The organism is Salinivibrio sp. HTSP (assembly GCF_003390965.1).
GTDB classification, from domain to species: domain Bacteria; phylum Pseudomonadota; class Gammaproteobacteria; order Enterobacterales; family Vibrionaceae; genus Salinivibrio; species Salinivibrio kushneri.
Genome location: NZ_PXUD01000037.1, coordinates 18,069 through 40,839 on the forward strand (window position 1 = coordinate 18,069; position 22,771 = coordinate 40,839).

Consider the following 22,771-nt stretch of genomic DNA (forward strand, 5'->3'; position numbering starts at 1 on the left):
ACACAGGGGGAAAGCCGCCATTATGCCAAACCCCTCTACGGGATGAAACCACTCCCCTGAGAAACCCGTGACGCATCGTAAAATCACTTTGACCTTGCGGCTGAGACAGGGTACAACCGAGGGTTTAGTCATCAGCAGTACACGACCAACATGGAACGAAAAACACTTCTCACGGACTGTCCTGACGCTCAAGGGCTCATCGCGACCATCACCAACATTTGCTATAAACATCAGCTCAACATTATTCACAACCGAGAGTATGTTGATAATGTCACTGGGCAGTTTTATATGCGCACTGAGCTAGAGGGGATTTTTAACGATCACACCCTGCTTCTCGACCTTGACCATGCGCTACCGCCTGGCAGCCAGCGCCAGCTGATTAGCTCGCGCCGCAAACGCGTCGTCATCATGGTCACCAAAGAATCCCACTGCCTCGGCGACATTCTAATGAAAGCTTATGATGGCTCGCTCGAGATTGATATTGCCGCAGTGGTGGGTAATTACGACAAACTACAACATCTGACTGAGCGCTTTGATATTCCTTTTCATTATGTCAGCCATGAAGGTCTGAGTCGTGAAGAGCACGAGCAAGCGATGCTCAAAGCGATTCAATCCCATCAGCCTGACTACATTATTCTCGCGAAATACATGCGAGTTCTGACACCTGACTTTGTCGCCCAGTATCCGCATCGCATCATCAATATCCATCACAGCTTTTTGCCTGCGTTTATCGGGGCCCGTCCCTACCACCAAGCATTCGAGCGTGGGGTTAAAATCATTGGCGCGACGGCGCATTTTGTCACTAATGATTTAGATGAGGGACCGATTATTGGCCAAGACGTGATTCATGTTGATCACAGCTTTAGCGCACAAGATATGGCCAAAGCGGGTCGAGATGTAGAAAAGAGCGTATTGAGTCAGGCCATCGAGTCTGTCACCGAGGACCGTGTGTTTGTCCATGGCAATAAAACCGTGATCTTGTAAAACGACAACATTGGTTGAGCCAGTGCTTAAGCACTGGCTTCGCTGGTAATGATTGGCGCGAGTGCATAAGGATGAAAGGCCAGTACTTCTAGCAACTGATTGATTTTATCTGTAAAAGCTGCTTGATCTCGCATCAGGGATGTCCAATTGCTGGCATCATGCACAGTGACCTCTCAAGGTTTTAAGGTGCTCGTTGTCTTCCAGTCGCGAAAGATATCAAGGATGGTGTTGAATAACTATTGCCAATGCCTGCTGTTTTATGGGTATCATTAGGGATAATCCGCGTCGATTGACGTCATGGTTCGCAACAATACAGCATCCCGCCAACACTGTGTTTGCACGCTTGGTTACGTGGCAGTGCAGTGTTGGCGGATTCTTGTATTAATAAGCTGGAAGCCCACAAAACGGGTCATTCATAATCAGCCCGGCTAGTAGTAAAGGTAAGCAAGTGAATATTCAAAGTCTTCTTAACGAAAAAGTGTCTGCCGCGATGGTTGCGGCGGGTGCGCCTGAGGGCACGCCAGCGGCAGTGCGTCAGTCTGCGAAGCCACAATTTGGTGACTATCAAGCCAATGGTGTGATGGGCGCAGCCAAAAAGCTCGGTACAAATCCCCGTGAATTTGCCCAGAAAGTGTTGGACGCCCTCGATTTAGGTGATGTGGCGAGTAAAACAGAAATCGCTGGTCCTGGGTTTATCAATATCTTTTTGAATGATCAGTGGTTGGCAAAGCAAGCCGATGCCGCCCTGTCGGACGCACGCCTCGGTGTCGACAAACAAGACACACAAAATATTGTGGTGGACTATTCAGCCCCCAACGTGGCAAAAGAAATGCACGTTGGCCACCTTCGCTCCACCATTATTGGTGATGCTGTCGTACGCACACTGGAGTTTTTGGGTCACAACGTCACCCGCGCCAACCACCTAGGTGACTGGGGAACCCAGTTCGGCATGCTCATTGCCAACTTAGAATTACACGAGTCACGCGGTGACGATATTTCCATGGAGCTTGGCGATATCGAAAACTTCTATCGTGAATCCAAAGCCCGTTACGATGAAGATGACGCCTTTGCTGCAACAGCGCGCGACTACGTGGTTCGCCTGCAGCGCGGCGATGCCTATTGCAAAGAAAAGTGGGAAAAACTGGTGAAAGTGACGTTGGAGCAAAACCAACGTAACTATGATCGCCTGAATGTCTCATTGAGCAATAAAGACGTGATGGGTGAAAGTCTGTATAACGATATGCTGCCCGGTATTGTTGAAGACTTAAAAGCCAAAGGGATTGCCGTAGAAGACGATGGCGCGCAAGTTGTCTTTCTCGACGAGTACAAAAACAAAGACGGCGAGCCAATGGGTGTGATCATCCAAAAACGTGATGGTGGCTATTTGTATACCACCACGGATATTGCTTGCGCTAAATATCGCTACGAGCAGTTCAATGCCGACCGTGTGCTCTACTTTATTGACTCACGCCAGCACCAGCACCTGATGCAAGCGTGGACCATTGTACGCAAAGCTGGCTATGTGCCGGACTCGGTCAGCCTTGAGCACCACGCTTTTGGCATGATGCTCGGCAAAGACGGTAAACCCTTTAAGACACGCTCAGGTGGCACCGTTCGTCTTGCTGACTTACTCGATGAAGCAGAAACACGTGCTAAAGCGCTGATCGCTGAGAAAAATCCTGAGATGGATGCTGAGACGCAGCGCGATATCTCAACCACGGTGGCGATGGCAGCCGTCAAATATGCCGATCTGTCAAAGCATCGTACCACAGACTATATCTTCGACTGGGATCACATGCTGGCCTTCGAGGGCAACACCGCCCCTTATATGCAGTATGCCTATACCCGTGTGGCGTCAGTCTTTGCCAAGTCTGGGGTTGACCGTGATGCGCTCGACGGTGAAATGCTGATTGAGCATGAGAAAGAAAAAGCGCTGGTCGCCAAACTGCTTCAGTTTGAAGAAGCGGTTAAATCGGTGGCGCTCGAGGGTCAACCTCACCTGATGTGTAGCTATCTGTTTGAGCTGGCTGGTTTATTCTCCAGCTTCTACGAAGCGTGCCCTATCTTGCTTTCTGAAGGGGACACTCGCCAAAGCCGCCTCAGAATGGCGGCATTGACGGCCAAGACCATCAAGCAAGGCTTAGATCTGTTGGGGATCGACACGCTAGAGCGCATGTAACCAGGTTGGCTTATCTGTGTTGTTCGGATAAGCACAGAAGCGCTGCGCCCACTTGTTGCAAGTGGGCGCTTTTTTATCCCTGACCAAAATGCTGATCCGTTTCGCTAAGCCATAACCGTTCCTCGGGGGTCGATAACCGTCCCATCACCGCATTGCGATGAGGAAATCGACCAAAGGTGGCGATGATGTCGTAATGTTGGCGTGCATAATCAAAGCATTGTTGGAACCAAGCCGTTGCCTCCCCACTCACTTGCTGACGCAGTTGATCAAACCGAAACAATGCTTCTTCTTGGTCTGTTTCTTCTTCAGCATGCTCTAAGGGGAGATAGAAGAACACCCGCTGAAGCGGCGTTAAGGCTTGGTCGTCGCCTTTCGCCAGCCCTGCCTTACATAGCGCCAACGCCAAGGCATCATATCGATAGGCGGCTGCCAACCCGCGATATAAGTTTCGGGGGAATTGATCGAGCAGAATAATCAATGCCAAACGCCCCTCTGGGATCTGGGCCCAGTCATTTAATGTGCCCGCGCCAGCGGCACTGACCCAAGATTGGAATCGCTCGCGAATCGCATCATCAACGTCTTGGCGACCGCCAAACCATCGTGCCTGCGCGGCGGACGAAGGAACCGACTCACTACGCTCGTCGCCAAACCAAAAAGCTAGGACGTCTTGATAGTGCATGCCACCTCCTCTCGCATTCGTCGACACATTTAGCTTTCAACATTGTGTTAAGCGTACTTGCTTTTTGTTTCTTATGAGGCGAATCCGCCTATTCGGTGAGGAGTTTGTGACCCAAAAGCAAGTTGTGATGTAAGCTAAGCACTCGCATTTCAATCAGGAGTTTATATGTCCTTTGTTCTCCACTCACGATTAGCCGCCGATAGCGCGTATGTCGGTGATTTCCCACTTTGTCAGTTACGGCTTGCGCATGCCGATATTGGTCCATGGCTTTTGCTGATCCCACGTAAGCGGGATATCGAAGAAATTCACCACCTTGACGATACTGAGCAGCAATCGCTGTGGCAAGAGTCAGCCATAGTCGCGCGCTGTCTTGAGCGTTTATTTTACCCTGACAAGCTCAATATCGCCGCGATTGGCAACCTGGTTCCCCAGCTCCATCTCCATCATGTTGCTCGGTTTAAAACGGATCCGGTATGGCCAAATCCGATTTGGGGCCACCTACAAGTGGGGCATCGTCCTCGAGAACAAACCCAGCCCCTTATCGACCAGCTGAGAGAGACCCTCGCCGCCAGTGGATTAGTCATCAAGACGTAAGTGCACTTCGTTATTTTCGTCAAAACCAAAAGAAAAACGGCATAAGTAATTATTTATCAATAGGTTAACCGCATACCTATCAAAATAAGATTGGCGGTTTCGTCATAACAATACCCGCTCACATTAGGGTATATTGACGTCACTGGTTAAGGGAGAACACGTCTGACCAGCCCCTTTTTTACCAGGGTGGTTCCCCGCCCTCGGCAGCAAGCGAAGGTGTCGTTGACACCCGTGGCATGGCTCCCCGGTTATGCCACGTTTTCTTTTACACGTATTTCGTTACCTGAGGTTTCACACCGGCGCTAGTCATCGATATCTGCCACGGTCACATCAGTCGTCGCGCATCGATAATGCGAGGGACTAACACCAAAGTAGCTTTTAAACCGTTGGCTAAAATAGGCCGGATCGCGATAGCCACAAGCTTCAGCCACATCCGCCACGGCATGGCCATGCTGCAAGCGCGTAGCGGCATCACTCAGCCGTTTCTGCGTCACATAAGAGGTCACTGTCACACCAAAATACTGTCGACACTTACGTTGCAAATTACGCTCTGACATCGCTAACGCGCCGGCTATCTGAGCCATTGAAAAGTCAGGATCTTGGTACCTGGCCGCGATAACATTCTCAAACTCGGCGGCCCACCGCTGATTGGCTTGGTCTGAATCCAGCGCCAGTGATGAGGGCGATTCACATCCAAGAGGATATGTGGTAGCTGAGATGTCATCCCGCGACCCAGATGTGGGCACGCTCGATGTGTCTATGTGCACCGCCGACAAGTGACGTTGTCTCAAGGCTAAGATGACAGCCGCAAGCACCAGGCTCACAAAGCAGGCCAGGACCATGCCATTGATAATGTGAGGCAATAGAGGCAGAGAGACAGAGATGTCTAACACAGTATGGGAGGCGCCATCACGCGGGATAGCAATACGTAATTGATAGTGCCCGCCCACCATATTGGCCAAGGAAATCGTATCACTACCGGTTTGCTGCCAAGCAGCCAGTTTATCAGCCATTGGCTGCCCAGCGTGCTGATAAGGCACGAGCTGATAATGTACGCGTGTCACTTGTCGTTCTGGTGGCCAACTCCCCCACGCGAGATAGGCGGGGCTTTGCTCGAGTAATGTCACCGCCGTTTGCTGTCGAGGGCCAATACGCCAACGCTTACGTTGCTGCCAAACAGCGCCAATCACGACGTTTGGCGGTTTACGCAAAGAAAACGCCAATTGGTCAGTATCTACCTGGTAGATATAATCCCCTGCCAGCAGCGTGAGCTGATGGGCTTGGGTCGCGTAACAGGCTACTTTTTCTGCCTCAGAGGGGAGACGAAATGTGCGCACAAACCCTCGCGGAGCAATGTGTACCAATGCTTGGTTACTGTAGGCCCATATGCCATCGCGGTTACCCGTGACACAGTGGAATCGCTCATCGGGTAGCGATAAATAAACCAATGATGCGGCGTCTGCAGCGCTAGGATCGTATTGATATACACCGCGCGCACTGGTGAACCATAAACGACCTCGTTCATCGGTATACATATCCTGCACAGGCAGCCGGTCTTTTGCCAAAGGTATCGACTTAAACTGCCCCTCTCGATACCGTGTTAACCCATGCTGATCACGGATCCAAACACTGCCGCGACCATCATCGTAAAAGCCTAACACCTTACCCGCGTGATGAGTCTGCCATCGTGTGCCATAACTAACCAACGTCTGTGTGTCCGGCCAATAGCGCATCACCTGGTCGTCAACCGATAACCAGATTGTGCCCTCGGCATCAGTATATAAATGCTCAGCGGGCAAGGTTGCCAACCGATCGGGGATGACGATGCTTGCCCCTGTTAGCGTATTAATCCCTTGCGTACCTGACGGTGTTGACCACCAAAGGCGCTGAGCGTCTCGGGTAGCACTGAGGTATTTGTCGCTTGGTACGACCGAGGGCGACGGTAGAGTGCGATACCCACTTAAATCGCGCCAACTGTCCCCCTCTAGCGCCCAAGGGTTACTTTGCGCCATAAAACCATGGGTAAACACGCTGGGAAAGACGCGGTGTTGATGCGTGATCCAACGCTGGCCCGGCGCACGATAACGTGTCGCCTGATCGGTTGAAAACCAAATTCCCCCCTCAAAATCTGCCCATAAAAACGTGATGCTTTGGCCAGCAATGCGCTGATCGCCTGGCTGCCAAGCCGGCGTCGCGACGCCATCGAGGGAAAGTCGAAATAACCCATTGTGATTAGCGGCCCACAACCCGCCCGAGCCGACCGTCATTCTTTGGTAGCCTCCACGAGTATTCAACACGTGTTGTGCTTTTACTTGATCGCCCGACAATGCTAGTAGATAAACACGCTTTTCGGTACTGATCCAGGCTCTGTCTTGTTTCGCCGTGATCGCTGTAATCGGCGTAGAAAAGCGTGTCAGTTGACGCACACCCGCGTCACTGAGTTGGTATAAGCTTGTCCCGACCGCAAATAGTCGATGGCCCGCAGTGAACCAAACGTTATCAGCACGCCACGGACCCGTTCGCCACACGTGAAATGCCTTATCTTCCCGTTGATAGACGCTTATCTGGCCGCTTTGAATGTGCCATAGCGTATTATTGATCGTCGCCAGTCGTGGCGATTGGCGGGGGTGAGGCGCAGAATCAGTGCGCGTCTGGGCAACGGCATCGGGCAATGGGAAAGCGGTAAGCGTATTGGTACTTGGCTGGAAACGATAAACATGTTCTCTCCCTGCCATCCAAAGCGCCTGGTGAGCATACGCAATGGTCAGTATCTTTTCATCAGGCAAGGTCAGGGCATCGTTGAGTGGATGGCGCTGATGGCCATCAAAAAAATGAATGCGTCCTTGGTTATCCAACAGCCACATACCGCCAGATGACTGCACCGCCACATCACGGACATCACCGAGGCCATTAAGACCGCCGTATGACTGAAACGATGAGAGCAACGCATCATGCGCCTGCAAAGGTAGGCAAGGAAAGATGAGAGCCAGCCATAACAAACAGAGACATTGGCGTTTCATGTACGAGAAGAGAGACAGGTTGCAGGATTCAGTGACGTAGTGTCGTGCGACCTGCCTCTAAATAAAACCCTGCAACCCTAAATGTGAGCTAGGCCTCACATAATTGACACTCATTACCCATTTAATCGCTGCGCCAACGCCTGATGGGCACGTTTAGCTTGACGCTGAAACGCCCTACGCTCGTCATTAGGAACCGGGTGCGCTTCAGGCAGCGGCACCTTCATCGCATTGACTGGGTGGCCATATTTGAGCAATTCGAAATGAAGATGAGGCCCCGTTGAGCGACCGGTATTACCACTCAAACCAATTCTCTGCCCCATCGACACATGATCGCCCGGCTTCACTAAAATCCGGTTTAAATGTAAGTATCGGGTAGAATACTCACGCCCGTGTTTGATCACCACGTAATTACCTGCTAACCGATGTTTGCGTGCTTTAACGACAACACCATCACCGGCGGCCAATACTGAGGTACCGACTGGCGTCGCGAAGTCAGTGCCATTATGCGGTGAAATACGCCCGGTGATCGGGTGTTTACGATGTGGGTTGAACGATGAGCTAATACGATAGCGCTTCGCGGTGGGATAACGACGGAGCGCGCGATCCAGACTCTGCCCTTGCTGATCATAAAAGCGTCCATCATGATGACGATAGACAAAAATGTCTCGACCTCCCGATTTGTAGAGCATGGCCGTGACCTTACCCGATGACACGGGTTTATTGTCGATGAACTCTCTGTTTACTTGTACCGCAAACTGATCGCCGCGACGAGATTGACGTCCAAAGTCAAAACGCCACTGTAACGCCGAGACCAGATTTTGAATCTGATTAGGTGTGAGCCCAGCTTGGCGCGCCTGCTGATAAAAGCTACTGTTCACCCGTCCTATCAAGGTCACACTCTCAAACTCGCCTTTGGTTTCCAAGCGCTGATAGTCAACGGTACCTTGTTCGAACTGGTAATAGTCGCGGTATTTAATCGATTGATAAACGGTGAACGTCAGCAGTCGACCTTCCTCGTCAACTTGCCATTCCATTTTTTGTCCGCGGCGAATATCGCCAGCTTTATCGTTCACATCCAGCATTTGGTAAAGCTGACCGATAGACAGACCATACTGTGAGAAAATCTCGCCGAGTGTATCCCCTGCCGCGACGGTGTGATGATGAACACGGGGCGCCTCAGATGTGATGTCTTGCTCGAGTGCGTCTTCAGGCACACTCAAAGCAGGATCGTTTGCATCCATGCTTTGCTCAATCGGTTCACTGTGATCCACTGTCGCCGGCGCTTGGTGTTGATTGACCGCCGGCAACGGTTGCCGTTCTTTGGGAGAAAAAGGATGGGGCTGCCACATGAGGGCAGCGCCAACCAAAAGAGATAATGACGCAAGGGCCAGCTTGTGCTGGCGAGGAAGTCTGGCTGTCACAGCGAGCCAGTTAGTCAGTAGTTTCATGCTTTAAACAACGTGTGAAACGATTTCCTAAATCTTTTAAAAACACCTGATAGCTATCAGGCGCTACCGGAATGGATGTCGCCAATGGATCTAAGGCAAGTACACTGACGTCATTATGTCGTGTCACAGCATCAATCAGTGCGGGATTAAACTGCGGCTCAGTGAAGATACAGGTCGCATCATGATTAAGCAAACCTCGGCGAATCGTCACCAGGGTTTTCGCCCCAGGCTTTTGACTGGGATCAACCGTAAAATGGCCTGTTTTTTCGAGGCCAAAAGCATCCTCAAAATAACCATAGGCATCATGGAAGACAAAATACCCTGATTGAATACGGCTGGCGAGATCTTGCTGAATATCGGCAACGGTTTGATCAAGCTGTTCATTAAAGCGAGTCAGGTTGGCCTGATATTGCTCTGCTTTATCAGGCGCGGCCTCAATCAGTGCGTCTGTAATGGCTTGCGCCGCGACTCGGGTCGTTTTTGGTCCCAACCAAAGGTGCGGGTCAATATTGTGCTCGCCATGATCGTGACCATGATGATGATGGTGCCCGCCATCAAAATGGCGCAAAGGCATATTCTCGACCTGCGTCAAGGTCAATACCGACGGTTTATCTTCCAACAATTTAGACAGAAAAAGCTCTAGCTCGGGTCCCACCCAAACCATCACATCCGCTTGGTTTAAACCGCGTATGTCCGATGGCTTTAGGGCATAGCTATGCGGTGACGCTCCCGGCGGCAACAACACATCGACGGTATCGTCTTGTGTCACAAGCCCTGCCGCGATCAGCTGTAATGGCTTGACCGATGTCATTACCGAAGTGGCTTGCGCGGGCAATGCCAGTAGTAGTGCAATAAATACCCCAATAATACGCGCAGTCATCTTTCCTCTCATTCTTATGTTTTCTCACTGGCGATAAATGTTATAATATAACAATTCTAATTCACAATGCTTTTTTCACTATGACTGACTCGCTAGTCTCGCTCGATGCGGTGACGGTGACCTTCAATGGCCGCCATGTGCTGGACAAGGTTTCAATGCAACTAAAGCGTGGGCAAATTACCACGCTAATTGGCCCCAATGGCGCAGGAAAATCAACGCTTGTTAAAGCACTGATCGGTTTAGTTAAGCCGAGCGCTGGCAAAGTACAGATAGCCCGAGACGTAAAAATCGGTTATGTGCCTCAGAAGTTGCAGTTGAATCAAACCCTGCCACTCACGGTTGATCGCTTTATTCGTCTCGGCACACGTTATACCAATGCGCAGATTAGCCACGCGCTACAAACAGTCAATGCCGAATCCTTGCAATATGCGAATATGCATACTCTCTCTGGCGGTGAAACCCAACGCGTGCTGCTCGCCCGCGCGATTTTAAAGCACCCTGATGTGCTCGTGTTAGATGAACCAGTACAAGGGGTTGATGTCAGTGGTCAGTTGGAGATGTATAGCCTGATTAGCCAGTTGCGCGATAGCCTTGGGTGCGCAGTACTCATGGTCTCACATGACTTGCATTTAGTCATGGCCAAAACCGATGAAGTGATTTGTTTGCAGCATCATGTCTGCTGCTCCGGTGAGCCCGATGCTATCTCGCAGCACCCTTCTTATGTGGCAATGTTTGGTCGCCAAACCAGTGAGCAACTTGCGCTCTACCACCACCATCATCATCATAAACATGATCTTGCAGGGCAACCTGTAAGCTGCGAACACCAAGAGCATCATCATGATTGAGTTCTTACTTGCCCCTATCATGGGCGGCTTATTGATCGCCGCCATTGCCGGCCCTTTGGGCTCATTTGTGGTCTGGCGGCGGATGGCGTACTTTGGCGATACCCTCGCTCACGCCTCACTGCTCGGGTTAGCGTTAGGCTTTTTGCTACAAATCGACTTAAACCTCGCACTCGTGATCACCTGTTTACTCCTAGCGGTTTTATTGGTGGGACTACAGCGCCAACATCTGGTCTCTACTGATACCTTGCTCGGTATATTGGCTCACAGTGCCCTGTCACTGGGGCTGGTCTCGGTGAGTTTTTTAGACAATATGCGCGTCGATCTCATGGCTTATTTGTTTGGCGACCTGTTGGCGGTCTCGTTTGCTGATCTTACATGGTTAGCGATCGGTGCCTGCCTAACACTGGGGGTGTTGGCCTATTACTGGGAGCAACTGCTATCGATGACCGTCAGCGAAGAGCTTGCCAAGGTAGAAGGTATTGCGGTAGAAAAGCTGCGGCTGTTATTGATGCTACTCATTGGCTTGGTGATTGCGCTGGCGATGAAATTTGTCGGGGCATTGATTATTACCTCCATGTTAATCATCCCGGCGGCAACGGCACGGCGCATCGCGTCAACCCCAGAGCAAATGGCCTCGTTTGCTAGTCTCATTGGGATGGCTGCAGTGATGCTAGGCATGGCAGGCTCTTGGTTTTATGACACGCCTGCAGGCCCGTCTGTGGTGGTGGCAGCAGCCAGTGTCTTTATGTTGGCTCAACTACTACCCAGTCGTTCAAACTCATAACAACAAAGTTGATTGCATAACAAAGCCGCTCATCAGAGCGGCTTTAATTGATGCGATTACCTTGTCTGGCTTACCAGCTTGTTTTTTCGCGCAATGCTTTACCAATATCAGCCAGGCTTTTAACGGTCGTAACGCCCGCTGCTTCTAGGGCAGCAAATTTATCGTCTGCGGTTCCTTTACCACCAGAAATAATTGCTCCCGCATGACCCATGCGCTTACCTGGAGGTGCCGTTACCCCAGCAATATAAGCCACAACGGGCTTGGTCACATTGGCTTTAATGTAAGCCGCCGCTTCCTCTTCTGCTGTCCCGCCAATCTCACCGATCATCACGATCGCCTCGGTCGCCGGATCCTTTTCGAACATTTCTAAAATGTCGATAAAGTTTGAGCCTGGGATAGGGTCCCCACCAATGCCGACACAGGTAGACTGGCCAAAGCCTTCGTCAGTGGTTTGTTTGACGGCTTCATAGGTCAATGTGCCTGAGCGTGACACAATACCCACTTTGCCAGACTGATGAATGTGGCCTGGCATAATGCCGATCTTAGACTCATCCGGGGTGATCACACCTGGACAGTTAGGGCCAATCATCCGCACGCCTGCTTGATCTAGCTTCACTTTTACTTCCAGCATATCCAGCGTTGGGATACCTTCGGTAATACATACAATCAGCTCGATACCGGCATCGATCGCTTCTAGGATCGCGTCTTTACAGAAAGGGGCAGGGACATAAATCACTGATGCGGTCGCACCTGTCGCCTCGACCGCATCGGCCACCGTGTTAAACACCGGCAAACCTAGGTGCGTCGTACCGCCTTTACCCGGTGATACACCGCCGACCATTTGTGTTCCATACTCAATCGCTTGCTCTGAATGAAACGTACCTTGTCCACCTGTAAAACCTTGGCAGATCACCTTGGTATCTTTATTAATCAGCACTGACATTGTTATTTACCCTCCGCGGCAGCAACGACTTTTTGAGCGGCTTCGGTTAGCGATGTTGCCGCAATGATATTCAAACCACTATCGGCCAGTTTCTTGGCACCGACATCAGCATTATTTCCCTCGAGGCGAACCACCACAGGAACTTTAACGCCAACTTCTTCGACCGCACCAATGATGCCATCTGCGATAAGATCGCAGCGCACAATACCGCCGAAGATATTCACCAAGACAGCCTTGACGTTGCTGTCAGACAGAATGATTTTAAACGCTTCTGTTACGCGCTCTTTGGTCGCGCCACCGCCCACATCGAGGAAGTTAGCTGGGCTGCCACCGTGTAAATTAACAATGTCCATGGTGCCCATGGCCAAGCCCGCGCCGTTAACCATGCAGCCAATGTTGCCGTCGAGCGCAACATAGTTAAGCTCCCACTGTGCGGCGTGGGCCTCTCGCTCATCATCTTGGCTCGGGTCGTGCATTGCACGTACCTTTGGCTGGCGATAAACAGCGTTGCTATCAATGGCCAATTTCGCATCCAAGCAGTGCAAGTTACCTTGGTCAGTAATAACCAGAGGGTTAACCTCAACCAATGCGATATCTTTATCCAAAAATAGCTGGCCGATACCCACAAAGATTTTGGTAAACTGCTTAATTTGTTCACCTTCTAGGCCCAATTTAAACGCCAGTTGACGGCCCTGGTATGGCTGAGGACCCACGAGCGGATCGATCGATGCTTTATGGATTAGCTCAGGGGTTTCTTCCGCCACCTTCTCGATTTCAACACCGCCTTCAGTCGATGCCATAAAGACAACACGACGAGAGCCGCGATCGACAACCGCACCCAGATAAAGCTCTTTGGCAATATCAGTGCATGACTCAACCAAAATTTTGCTTACGGGTTGACCGTTTTCGTCGGTTTGAAAGGTCACCAGGTTTTTACCTAGCCATTGTTGCGCAAACTCGCGGATTTCTTCTTTGGAGTTGGCCAGTTTTACACCACCCGCTTTACCACGGCCACCGGCGTGGACTTGGCATTTTACTACCCATTTGTTTCCGCCAATTTTATCGGCTGCTTCGGCAGCTTCTTGTGGAGTATCGCAAGCATAGCCCTCTGAAACTGGTAGACCATATTCAGCGAACAGCTGCTTTGACTGATATTCGTGCAGATTCATGATGTTCTATCCGTGTTAGTGTCCATTATTGTGTCTTTTTGCTTTCCAAGTGAGGGGACCTCCGTCCCCTCAAAATGACGCCCCCGCCAACACGGGGAAACGCCATTAAACGTCCAGAAGCAGACGTGTTGGGTCTTCTAGAAGTTCTTTGATGGTCACCAAGAAGCCTACCGATTCACGACCGTCAATCAAACGGTGATCATAAGAAAGCGCGAGGTACATCATCGGCAAGATTTCGACCTTGCCATCCACCGCCATCGGGCGGTCTTGGATCTTGTGCATGCCAAGAATGGCTGCTTGAGGAGGGTTAATGATCGGCGTTGACATTAATGAGCCAAACACACCGCCATTGGTGAGCGTGAAGTTACCGCCTGTCAGTTCATCAACGGTGAGCTTGCCATCACGGCCTTTAATCGCCAAATCGCGAATGCCCTTTTCAATATCCGCAAAGCCCAGCTTGTCGCAATCGCGCAGCACTGGTGTGACCAAGCCACGTGGTGTGGATACCGCCATGCTGACATCAAAATAGTTATGATAAACGATATCATCACCATCGATGGACGCGTTGACTTCTGGGTAACGCTTCAAGGCCTCTACCACCGCTTTGACATAGAAAGACATAAAGCCGAGGCGAATATCGTGACGCTCTTCGAAGCTGTCACGGTATTGCTTACGCAGATCCATGATTGGCTTCATGTTCACTTCGTTGAACGTGGTGAGCATCGCGGTACTGTTTTTCGCTTCTAACAAGCGCTCAGCGACACGCTTACGCAGACGCGTCATTGGCACACGCTTCTCGCCGCGTTCCGCCACCGGTGGCACGTCTTGGCTTTGTGCTTTTTGCTCACTCTGCTCTGGCTGGCTCTTAAGGTGTGCTTCAACATCTTCTCGCGTAATGCGTCCACCCACGCCTGTGCCTTTCACTGCGTCTGCTGAGAGATCATGCTCCGCGAGCAAACGACGTACCGCGGGACTTAACGCGTCGTTCGTCTCCTCCTCAAGAGAAGCCGTATGGCGCTTATCAGGTGAAGACTCTGATTGTGCAGGAACGTCTTTGGTTGGCTCACCTGCGACAGCACCTTCTTTGATCTTAGCGATGGCCTGTTTCGCTAATACGGTTGACCCTTCATCTTCAATGATGGACTCCAACACCCCATCAGCAGGGGCAGGCACTTCCAGCACGACCTTATCTGTTTCAATATCAACCAGTACTTCGTCACGGGTTACCGAGTCACCTGGCTGTTTGTGCCATGTGGCAATGGTTGCGTCAGCCACAGATTCGGGTAAATCGGGAACCAGAATGTCGATTGTCATATCGTATTTATCCTTAATGTTCTAGTTCTTACTTTAGGGTCAGAGCGTCTTGAACTAACGCTTTTTGTTGTTTCTGGTGTACAGACATATAACCTACCGCAGGTGATGCCGATGCCGAGCGTCCGGCATAGGTTAACGTGGCATCTTTGGGTAAGGCTGCACGGAAGTTGTGCTGGCTGCTGTACCACGCCCCTTGGTTTTGTGGCTCTTCTTGACACCATACAAAGTCTTTCGCATTGCTATAAGGCGCAATCGCATTTTTTACCGCTTCTAGAGGGAATGGATAAAGCTGCTCAATACGGATAATGGCAACATTATCAATCTCTTGCTCTCGGCGTGCTTGTAGCAAATCATAATAGACTTTGCCCGAGCACATCACCACGCGTTTCACTTTGCTTGGCTCAAGGTCATCCATCTCGCCAATGGCAGGCATGAAGTCGCCCTCGGTCAGATCTTCCAAGTTAGACACACACAGTGGGTGACGTAACAGCGATTTGGGTGACATCACGATCAAAGGACGACGCATGGGGCGCACCACTTGCCGACGCAACATATGGTAGACCTGCGCGGGGCTCGATGGCACAACGACTTGCATGTTTTGCTCAGCACACAGTTGCAAGTAACGCTCCAAACGTGCTGACGAGTGCTCAGGTCCCTGCCCTTCATAGCCATGAGGAAGCAGCATGGTCAGGCCACACATCCGGCGCCATTTTTGTTCACCGGAACTGATGAACTGGTCAATCACTACTTGCGCACCATTGCCGAAATCACCAAACTGCGCTTCCCACACGGTTAAACCGCCTGGCTCTGCCGTTGCGTAACCGTACTCAAATGCCAGTACCGCTTCTTCCGATAACACGGAATCGAAGATCTCGAATGGCCCTTGTTTGTCATGGATATTCGCAAGTGGCAAATACGTGCTGCCATCTTCTTGATTATGAAGCACCGCATGACGGTGGAAGAAGGTACCGCGGCCTGAATCTTGACCCGTAATCCGGATACGTTTGCCATCATCGACCAAGGTGGCATAAGCAAGGGTCTCAGCCATCCCCCAATCAACCATCTTTTCGCCTTCTACCATCGCTTTGCGATCTTTGTAGAGCTTGGCAACACGGCTGTGGAGCTTATGACTGTCTGGCAGTTGGCAAATACGATGGCCCAGTTCTTTCAGGCGCTTAGCATCGAACTTATTGGCCCACTCTACCGTCCAATCGTGGCCTAGATAAGGCGTCCAGTCGACAGAATGCAACACCATGGGTCGCCACTCTTTCACCACGCACTCACCACTGTCGAGAAGATCACGATACTCATTGATCATCTCCGTGGCTTTTTCGAGGTTAGCGACACCTTGTTGATCCAATACATCAGCATACAGCTTACGCGGAGTGGGATGCTTTTTGATCTTTTGGTACATCATCGGCTGAGTCGCATTGGGCTCATCCGCTTCGTTGTGGCCGTGGCGACGGTAACAAACCAAATCAATGACCACATCACGCTTAAACTCATTGCGAAAATCGAGTGCCAAGCGCGAGACAAAAGCCACCGCTTCGGGATCGTCGGCATTGACGTGGAAAATAGGCGCCTGCACCATCTTAGCGATATCTGTACAGTATTGCGTCGAGCGTGAATCAGCCGGATTCGACGTGGTAAACCCAATTTGGTTATTGACCACGATGCGCACAGTGCCGCCGACTTGGAAGCCTCGCGCTTGCGACATGTTGAAGGTCTCTTGTACCACCCCTTGCCCAGCAATAGACGCATCACCGTGGATGGTGATCGGGAGGACACTCGACCCAGTATTGTCTTCTAATCGGTCTTGACGAGCACGCACAGACCCCATCACCACTGGATTGACAATTTCAAGGTGTGAAGGGTTAAACGCCAAGGCAAGGTGCACATCACCGCCCGGTGTCGCGAAGTCAGATGAAAAGCCCTGGTGATACTTCACATCGCCCGTGCCCCAGGTATCGTCTTGCTTACCCGCGAACTCGTCGAACAACTCAGAGGGTTTTTTGCCTAGCACATTCACCAGCACGTTGAGACGGCCACGGTGAGCCATACCGACCACGACTTCTCGTGCGCCTTCGCTACCTGCGTGGCGAATCAGCTCTTTCAGCATCGGGATCAGCGAATCACCGCCCTCAAGAGAGAACCGCTTAGCGCCGGGGAATTTGGCCCCCAGATAACGTTCGAGGCCTTCAGCTGCGGTGAGCTCTTCCAAAAAGGTCAGTTTCTCTTGCTCGGTAAACTGCGGCTGTCCAACCACAGACTCCAGGCGACCTTGGATCCAGCGCTTTTCTTCGGTATCGGTAATGTGCATGTATTCTGCACCGATCGACCCACAATAGGTCTTTTCAAGTGCATCATACAGCTCACCCAATTGCATATTGTCTTTACCAATCGCAAATGAGCCGACGTTGAAGGTTTCGTTGAAGTCCTGCTCATTAAGAGAGTGAAAAGCAGGCGACAGATCTGGTACGGGTTTACGTTTCCATAGTCCGAGCGGATCTAGGCTGGCCTGTTGGTGGCCGCGGAAACGGAAAGCATTAATCAGTTGGAGAACTTTAACTTGTTTCGCGTCTACGTCTGGATCATTGACTGAAGCACTTGCACGCGATGTATCGGTAGCTAAGCGTCGAAAGTAATCACGAACACGAGAGTGGGGTTGTTCTACCGCGGTGTCACTCACCACTGGTAGCTGGTCGAAGACCGCTCTCCATTCTTGATCAACTAACTCCGGGTCACTGAGGTACATTTCGTAGAGATCTTCTACGTACGTTGCATTGGCGCCAGCCAAATGAGAAGACTCTATCCAAGCCTTCATCACGCCATTTTGCATTGTTATCCCTTAACCACTAGTTATTTATCCAAACACCGGTCTGAGGCCGGGTTACCTGTTATTAAGCCCCGTCCAAGGACGGGGCATTTTTTATCTACGTTATTGGTTGTGCGTTTTAAACGCCGCGCTGAATCAGCATAGACTTGATATGCCCAATTGCCTTCGTTGGGTTCAGCCCCTTCGGACATACACTGACACAGTTCATGATCCCGTGGCAACGGAAGACACTAAAAGCGTCGTCTAGATCAGATAACCGCTCTTCGGTTGCTGTATCACGGCTATCCGCCAACCAGCGGTACGCAGCAAGCAAGCCCGCTGGCCCGACAAACTTGTCAGGGTTCCACCAAAATGAAGGGCATGCGGTACTACAGCATGCACACATGATGCACTCATACAAACCGTCTAATTCAGCGCGATCTTCCGGCGCTTGCAGGTTCTCTCGCGACGGTGGCGTTTCATCATTCATCAGATAGGGTTTGACACGCTCGTAGTTTTCATAGAACTGTCCCATATCAATGATGAGATCTCGCACGACCGGTAGACCAGGTAGCGGGCGAATCACAATTTCCGACTTGTCCATCAGTGACGACAGCGGCGTGATACACGCAAGGCCATTTTTACCGTTCATATTGACGCCGTCAGAGCCACAGACACCTTCTCGGCACGAGCGGCGGAAAGCCAACGTAGGATCTTGCTCTTTCAGCTGGATGAGCGCATCCAGCAGCATCATGTCAGACCCTTCAGGCACATCCAGCGTGTAGTCTTTCATGTATGGCGCATTATCTACATCTGGGTTGTAGCGATAGATAGAAAACTTAACATTCATCGTTCTCGACCCCCTTAGTAACTGCGGACTTTCGGTGGGAAAGCCTCGCGGTGCACTGGCGCCATATTGACGTCGCGCTTCGACATAGCTTCGGTTTCTGGGTTATAGATGGAGTGGCATAGCCAGTTCTCATCATCGCGATCTTGATAGTCGAAACGCGCATGTGCGCCACGGCTTTCAGTACGATAATGGGCTGACACCGCTGTTGAGTACGCGGTTTCCATCAAATTCTCCAGCTCCAAACATTCGACGCGCTGGGTGTTGAACTCGGTTGACGTGTCATCAAGACGCGCCGACTTGAGTCGCTCACGAATTTCCTTCAGCTCTTTCAGCCCTTTTTCCATGGCCTCGCCTTCTCGGAACACGGAGAAGTTTTCTTGCATACAAGCTTGCAAGTCTTTGCGGATCTCAACCGGATCTTCACCCTGTTGAGTGCTATTCCAACGATTAACACGCGCCAGGGACGCCTCGATGTCTGACTCACTCGCATCGCGCGCTTCTACTTGTGCGGCGAGTGTCTCCCCGAGATGAAGGCCTGTCGCGCGGCCAAAGACAACCAAGTCCAGCAGTGAGTTGCCGCCCAAGCGGTTCGCACCATGCACAGACACACTCGCAATCTCACCACAGGCGAACAAACCTTGTACTTCAATGTCATTGCCAAGTGGGTCTTGCTTGATCGCTTGACCAGACACCTGCGTTGGAATGCCTCCCATCATGTAGTGACAGGTTGGGATTACCGGAATCGGCTCTTTGATAGGATCAACATGCGCAAAGGTGCGAGACAAGTCGAGAATACCGGGAAGACGAGACTCAAGCACGTCTTTACCCAAGTGATCCAGCTTGAGCTTCAGGTGCGGTCCCCATGGCCCATCACAACCACGCCCTTCTCGAATTTCGATCATCATCGAGCGCGCCACAACGTCACGACCTGCGAGGTCTTTAACATTAGGCGCATAACGTTCCATAAAACGCTCACCATCTTTATTGAGCAAGTAACCGCCTTCACCGCGGCAACCTTCTGTCACCAATACACCCGCGCCTGCAATGCCGGTTGGGTGAAATTGCCACATTTCCATGTCTTGCATGGGCACGCCCGCGCGCAGCGCCATACCCACGCCATCACCGGTATTGATGTGCGCATTGGTGGTTGACTGATAGATACGACCTGCTCCCCCTGTCGCCAGCACCGTTGCCTTGGACTTAAAGTAGCAAATCTCGCCCGTTTCCATACACATGGCGGTCGCACCAACAATCACACCATCTTGGTTTTTCACCAAATCAAGCGCATACCATTCAGAGAAGATGGTGGTCTTATTTTTAATGTTTTGCTGATACAGGGTGTGCAGCAGTGCGTGCCCGGTTCGGTCAGCTGCCGCCGCGGTGCGTGCAGCTTGCTCGCCACCAAACTCTTTAGACTGGCCACCAAACGGACGCTGATAAATGGACCCATTCTCAAACCGAGAAAAGGGTAACCCCATCTTCTCTAGCTCAATCACTGATTGCGGGCCCGTCTTACACATGTACTCAATGGCGTCTTGGTCACCAATGTAGTCTGAGCCTTTTACCGTGTCGTACATGTGCCACTGCCAGTTATCTTGGTGGGAGTTACCCAGTGCTACCGTAATACCACCCTGCGCCGACACGGTGTGAGAGCGGGTTGGAAACACTTTAGATAACAGCGCACAGGTTAGGCCCTGCTCTGATATTTGCAGTGCGGCGCGCATACCTGCGCCGCCTGCGCCAATGACAATTGCGTCAAATTCGCGAACTGGAATACTCACTTACACACCCCACAATACAAAGAAACCGGCAAAAACGTAGATCAGTAGCACGGCCACAACGCCAAGTTGCAACATGCCACGCAGCAAGGCTGGCTTAATATAGTCAGTCAATACTTGCCACATTCCGATCCAGCCGTGAATCAGCACGGAGACCAGGGCTAACATGGTAAAGACTTTGGTACTGGTCTGGCCGAAAAACGCTGTCCATGAGGTATACGTAATCTCAGGGCCAAAAACGGCAAAACCGACCATATAAAGTGTGTAAAGTGTGATGAGAATCGCAGTGGCGCGAATCAGCACATAGTCGTGCACGCCATTGCGCCCGACCGATGAGATGTTTTTCGTTACCATACTAAAACCCCCGCCAACACAGACAACACGCCAGTGATAACAAATGCAACCTGCGCACTTTGCACGCCAGACTCCAGTTCTTCAAAATAACCCATGTCTTGGATCAAATGACGGATCCCACCGACAATGTGATAAGCCAGCGCCGTCAAAATGCCCCAGAGGATCAATTTGACGAAAAAGCTATCGACAATGGCAGCAGCGGATTGAAATCCATCAGGAGAAGAGAGAGACAGGCTAAGCAGCCATAGGAGGACGGCGATCGAGACAAAGGTGATGACACCTGCCACTCGATGCAATATAGACGCAATCGCTGTTATCGGAAAACGAATCGTCTGGAGGTCGAGGTTTACGGGTCTTGACTTTCTTTCTTTCACGATATTGCCCACTCAGCTCCATTGAGCATTTATAGTTATTACACTCTCTGAACCTCAGTACTCAAAGCGTAAGACCTGCAACATCTGCGTAACGCGCTTCATGTACCTTATTGCTTATAACTGCAATTCTTGGCGAATGGATCACGTCAGTTAGGAAAGGTGTTTGAGTCCCTAAACGCTCTAGGATACTGATCTGCCCAGAGACCTCGAAAAAGTATACGTGGCGTAACAGACAATTACAAACGTACAAAATTGACCGGAATCTCACAACAGATATTTAACGCGCATTGCAAATAAGTTATTAACTGACGCACACATCGATAGGTTAAAAATTGACATCATTGGGGCCGATCGGTACAACAGTCGAGTCCGTATCCTGGATGGGATTATAAAATAACAAAGGAGATTGTTATGGCAGAGAAGAAAGCTACCCTACACATTGAAGGGAAAGCACCAATCGAACTGCCGATTATCGAGGGCACCGTCGGTCCAGAAGTCATTGATGTGCGCAAGCTGGTAAACGAAGGCTATTTCACCTTTGATCCTGGTTTTGTCGCAACGGGGTCATGCGACTCGCAGATCACTTACATCGATGGCGCCGCTGGCGTATTGCTGCACCGCGGTTACCCGATAGATCAACTTGCCAATAACGCTGATTATTTAGAAGTCTGTTATATCCTGCTCTACGGTGAAGTCCCTACAACGAAGCAATATGATGAGTTTCGCTCAATGATCGTGCGCCACACCATGGTGCATGAGCAAATTGCGAGCTTCTTCCACGGCTTTCGCCGTGACGCTCACCCAATGGCCGTTATGGTCGGGGTTGTAGGTGCTCTGGCCGCGTTCTATCACGACTCTCTCGACATCAATAACGACCAACACCGTGAGATCACGGCGTTCCGTCTGTTGTCGAAAATGCCGACACTGGCTGCAATGTGTTACAAATACTCAATCGGACAGCCATTTATCTACCCACGTAATGATCTCGATTACGCGGAAAACTTCCTTCATATGATGTTCGCCACCCCATGCGAGGAATATGAAGTGAACCCAGTGGTCGCGCGCGCAATGGATAAGATCTTTACCCTGCATGCCGATCACGAACAAAACGCATCAACGTCAACGGTACGTCTGGCAGGCTCTTCAGGGGCTAACCCATTTGCTTGTATTGCGGCTGGGATCGCCTCGTTATGGGGACCCGCCCACGGCGGTGCGAATGAAGCGTGCTTGCGTATGTTTGAGCAAATTGGGCATGTGGATAACATTCCTGAGTATATTGCTCGCGCGAAAGACAAAGACGATCCGTTCCGTCTGATGGGCTTTGGTCATCGCGTTTACAAGAACTATGACCCACGCGCAACTGTGATGCGTGAAGCCTGCCATGAGGTGCTTAACGAGTTGCAAATTCAGGATCCACTACTAGATGTAGCGATGGAGCTGGAACGTATCGCATTGTCAGATGATTACTTTATCGATAAGAAACTCTACCCGAACGTTGATTTCTATTCAGGCATTATCCTGAAAGCAATCGGGATCCCTACATCGATGTTTACAGTGATCTTCGCGATGTCTCGTACCATAGGCTGGATTGCCCACTGGAATGAGATGCATACCGACCCGCACAAGCGAATCGGACGCCCGCGTCAACTTTACACTGGGTATACGCAACGCGAATTTACCCCAATGGATAAGCGCAGCTAAAGCGCGAATTTCATATAACAAAGCCGCCAACAGGCGGCTTTTTGTTTATCATCGGCAGTT

18 protein-coding genes are annotated in these 22,771 nt (G+C 51.0%); 6 read left to right on the plus strand and 12 right to left on the minus strand.

The window, feature by feature from the left end:
• Positions 1–150: 150 nt before the first annotated feature.
• Both purU and argS read left to right on the plus strand, forming a co-directional pair.
• Complete coding sequence (gene purU, locus C7A19_RS08060; RefSeq protein ID WP_069361423.1) at positions 151–984, plus strand: formyltetrahydrofolate deformylase; 834 nt, start codon at positions 151–153, stop codon at positions 982–984.
• Between the two features lie 448 nt (positions 985–1,432).
• Complete coding sequence (argS, locus tag C7A19_RS08065; RefSeq protein ID WP_116644663.1) at positions 1,433–3,163, plus strand: arginine--tRNA ligase; 1,731 nt, start codon at positions 1,433–1,435, stop codon at positions 3,161–3,163.
• Between the two features lie 73 nt (positions 3,164–3,236).
• Here argS and C7A19_RS08070 read toward each other — a convergent pair whose 3' ends face one another.
• Complete coding sequence (locus C7A19_RS08070; protein WP_077608041.1) at positions 3,237–3,842, minus strand: DUF924 family protein; 606 nt, start codon at positions 3,840–3,842, stop codon at positions 3,237–3,239.
• A gap of 165 nt (positions 3,843–4,007) precedes the next feature.
• Between C7A19_RS08070 and C7A19_RS08075 the strand changes: the two genes are divergently transcribed.
• Positions 4,008–4,436: an HIT domain-containing protein gene (locus tag C7A19_RS08075; RefSeq protein WP_116644664.1), complete on the plus strand. Its 429-nt coding sequence runs from the start codon at positions 4,008–4,010 to the stop codon at positions 4,434–4,436.
• Positions 4,437–4,738: 302 nt separating this feature from the next.
• Here C7A19_RS08075 and C7A19_RS08080 read toward each other — a convergent pair whose 3' ends face one another.
• The 3 genes from C7A19_RS08080 to znuA all read right to left on the minus strand — a co-directional run bounded on the left by C7A19_RS08080 (position 4,739) and on the right by znuA (position 9,784).
• Entirely contained in the window at positions 4,739–7,435 is a 2,697-nt protein-coding gene (locus C7A19_RS08080) for an AraC family transcriptional regulator (RefSeq protein WP_162300259.1), read from the minus strand.
• 134 nt (positions 7,436–7,569) lie between these two features.
• A complete protein-coding gene (gene mepM / locus C7A19_RS08085) occupies positions 7,570–8,904 on the minus strand; it encodes a murein DD-endopeptidase MepM (protein ID WP_116644666.1) in 1,335 nt (444 codons plus the stop codon).
• Positions 8,888–9,784, minus strand: coding sequence for a zinc ABC transporter substrate-binding protein ZnuA (gene znuA / locus C7A19_RS08090; protein WP_116644667.1), 897 nt, complete (start codon positions 9,782–9,784; stop codon positions 8,888–8,890). The genes mepM and znuA overlap by 17 nt, the downstream gene beginning before the upstream one ends.
• Before the next feature lie 80 nt (positions 9,785–9,864).
• On the opposite strand from znuA, the gene znuC reads away from it, so the two are divergent.
• Positions 9,865–10,629: a zinc ABC transporter ATP-binding protein ZnuC gene (gene znuC, locus C7A19_RS08095; RefSeq protein WP_069361416.1), complete on the plus strand. Its 765-nt coding sequence runs from the start codon at positions 9,865–9,867 to the stop codon at positions 10,627–10,629.
• Positions 10,622–11,413 carry a zinc ABC transporter permease subunit ZnuB gene (znuB, locus tag C7A19_RS08100; protein ID WP_069361415.1) on the plus strand — a complete coding sequence of 264 codons (792 nt, stop codon included), beginning with the start codon at positions 10,622–10,624 and terminating at the stop codon, positions 11,411–11,413. The genes znuC and znuB overlap by 8 nt, the downstream gene beginning before the upstream one ends.
• A gap of 70 nt (positions 11,414–11,483) precedes the next feature.
• On the opposite strand, the gene sucD is transcribed toward znuB, so the two are convergent.
• The 8 genes from sucD to sdhC all read right to left on the minus strand — a co-directional run bounded on the left by sucD (position 11,484) and on the right by sdhC (position 21,022).
• Entirely contained in the window at positions 11,484–12,356 is an 873-nt protein-coding gene (gene sucD, locus C7A19_RS08105; protein ID WP_046073551.1) for a succinate--CoA ligase subunit alpha, read from the minus strand.
• 2 nt (positions 12,357–12,358) lie between these two features.
• On the minus strand, positions 12,359–13,525 hold the full coding sequence (gene sucC, locus C7A19_RS08110) for an ADP-forming succinate--CoA ligase subunit beta (RefSeq protein WP_069361414.1): 1,167 nt from the start codon (positions 13,523–13,525) through the stop codon (positions 12,359–12,361).
• Positions 13,526–13,630: 105 nt separating this feature from the next.
• Positions 13,631–14,839 carry a 2-oxoglutarate dehydrogenase complex dihydrolipoyllysine-residue succinyltransferase gene (gene odhB / locus C7A19_RS08115; RefSeq protein WP_116644668.1) on the minus strand — a complete coding sequence of 403 codons (1,209 nt, stop codon included), beginning with the start codon at positions 14,837–14,839 and terminating at the stop codon, positions 13,631–13,633.
• 28 nt (positions 14,840–14,867) lie between these two features.
• Positions 14,868–17,678 (minus strand): 2-oxoglutarate dehydrogenase E1 component, encoded by a 2,811-nt coding sequence (gene sucA, locus C7A19_RS08120; RefSeq protein WP_116644669.1) that lies wholly within the window; start codon positions 17,676–17,678, stop codon positions 14,868–14,870.
• 115 nt (positions 17,679–17,793) lie between these two features.
• The gene (locus C7A19_RS08125) at positions 17,794–18,504 is read right to left on the minus strand and encodes a succinate dehydrogenase iron-sulfur subunit (RefSeq protein WP_046073555.1); all 711 of its coding nucleotides are present in this window, start codon (positions 18,502–18,504) and stop codon (positions 17,794–17,796) included.
• A 14-nt stretch (positions 18,505–18,518) separates the two neighbouring features.
• Positions 18,519–20,285: a succinate dehydrogenase flavoprotein subunit gene (gene sdhA / locus C7A19_RS08130; protein WP_116644670.1), complete on the minus strand. Its 1,767-nt coding sequence runs from the start codon at positions 20,283–20,285 to the stop codon at positions 18,519–18,521.
• Positions 20,286–20,636 (minus strand): succinate dehydrogenase, hydrophobic membrane anchor protein, encoded by a 351-nt coding sequence (gene sdhD / locus C7A19_RS08135; RefSeq protein ID WP_077485571.1) that lies wholly within the window; start codon positions 20,634–20,636, stop codon positions 20,286–20,288.
• Positions 20,630–21,022: a succinate dehydrogenase cytochrome b556 subunit gene (gene sdhC, locus C7A19_RS08140; protein ID WP_116644671.1), complete on the minus strand. Its 393-nt coding sequence runs from the start codon at positions 21,020–21,022 to the stop codon at positions 20,630–20,632. Before sdhC ends, sdhD begins: the two co-directional genes overlap by 7 nt.
• A gap of 399 nt (positions 21,023–21,421) precedes the next feature.
• On the opposite strand from sdhC, the gene C7A19_RS08145 reads away from it, so the two are divergent.
• Positions 21,422–22,711 carry a citrate synthase gene (locus C7A19_RS08145; RefSeq protein ID WP_077485567.1) on the plus strand — a complete coding sequence of 430 codons (1,290 nt, stop codon included), beginning with the start codon at positions 21,422–21,424 and terminating at the stop codon, positions 22,709–22,711.
• Positions 22,712–22,771: the final 60 nt, after the last annotated feature.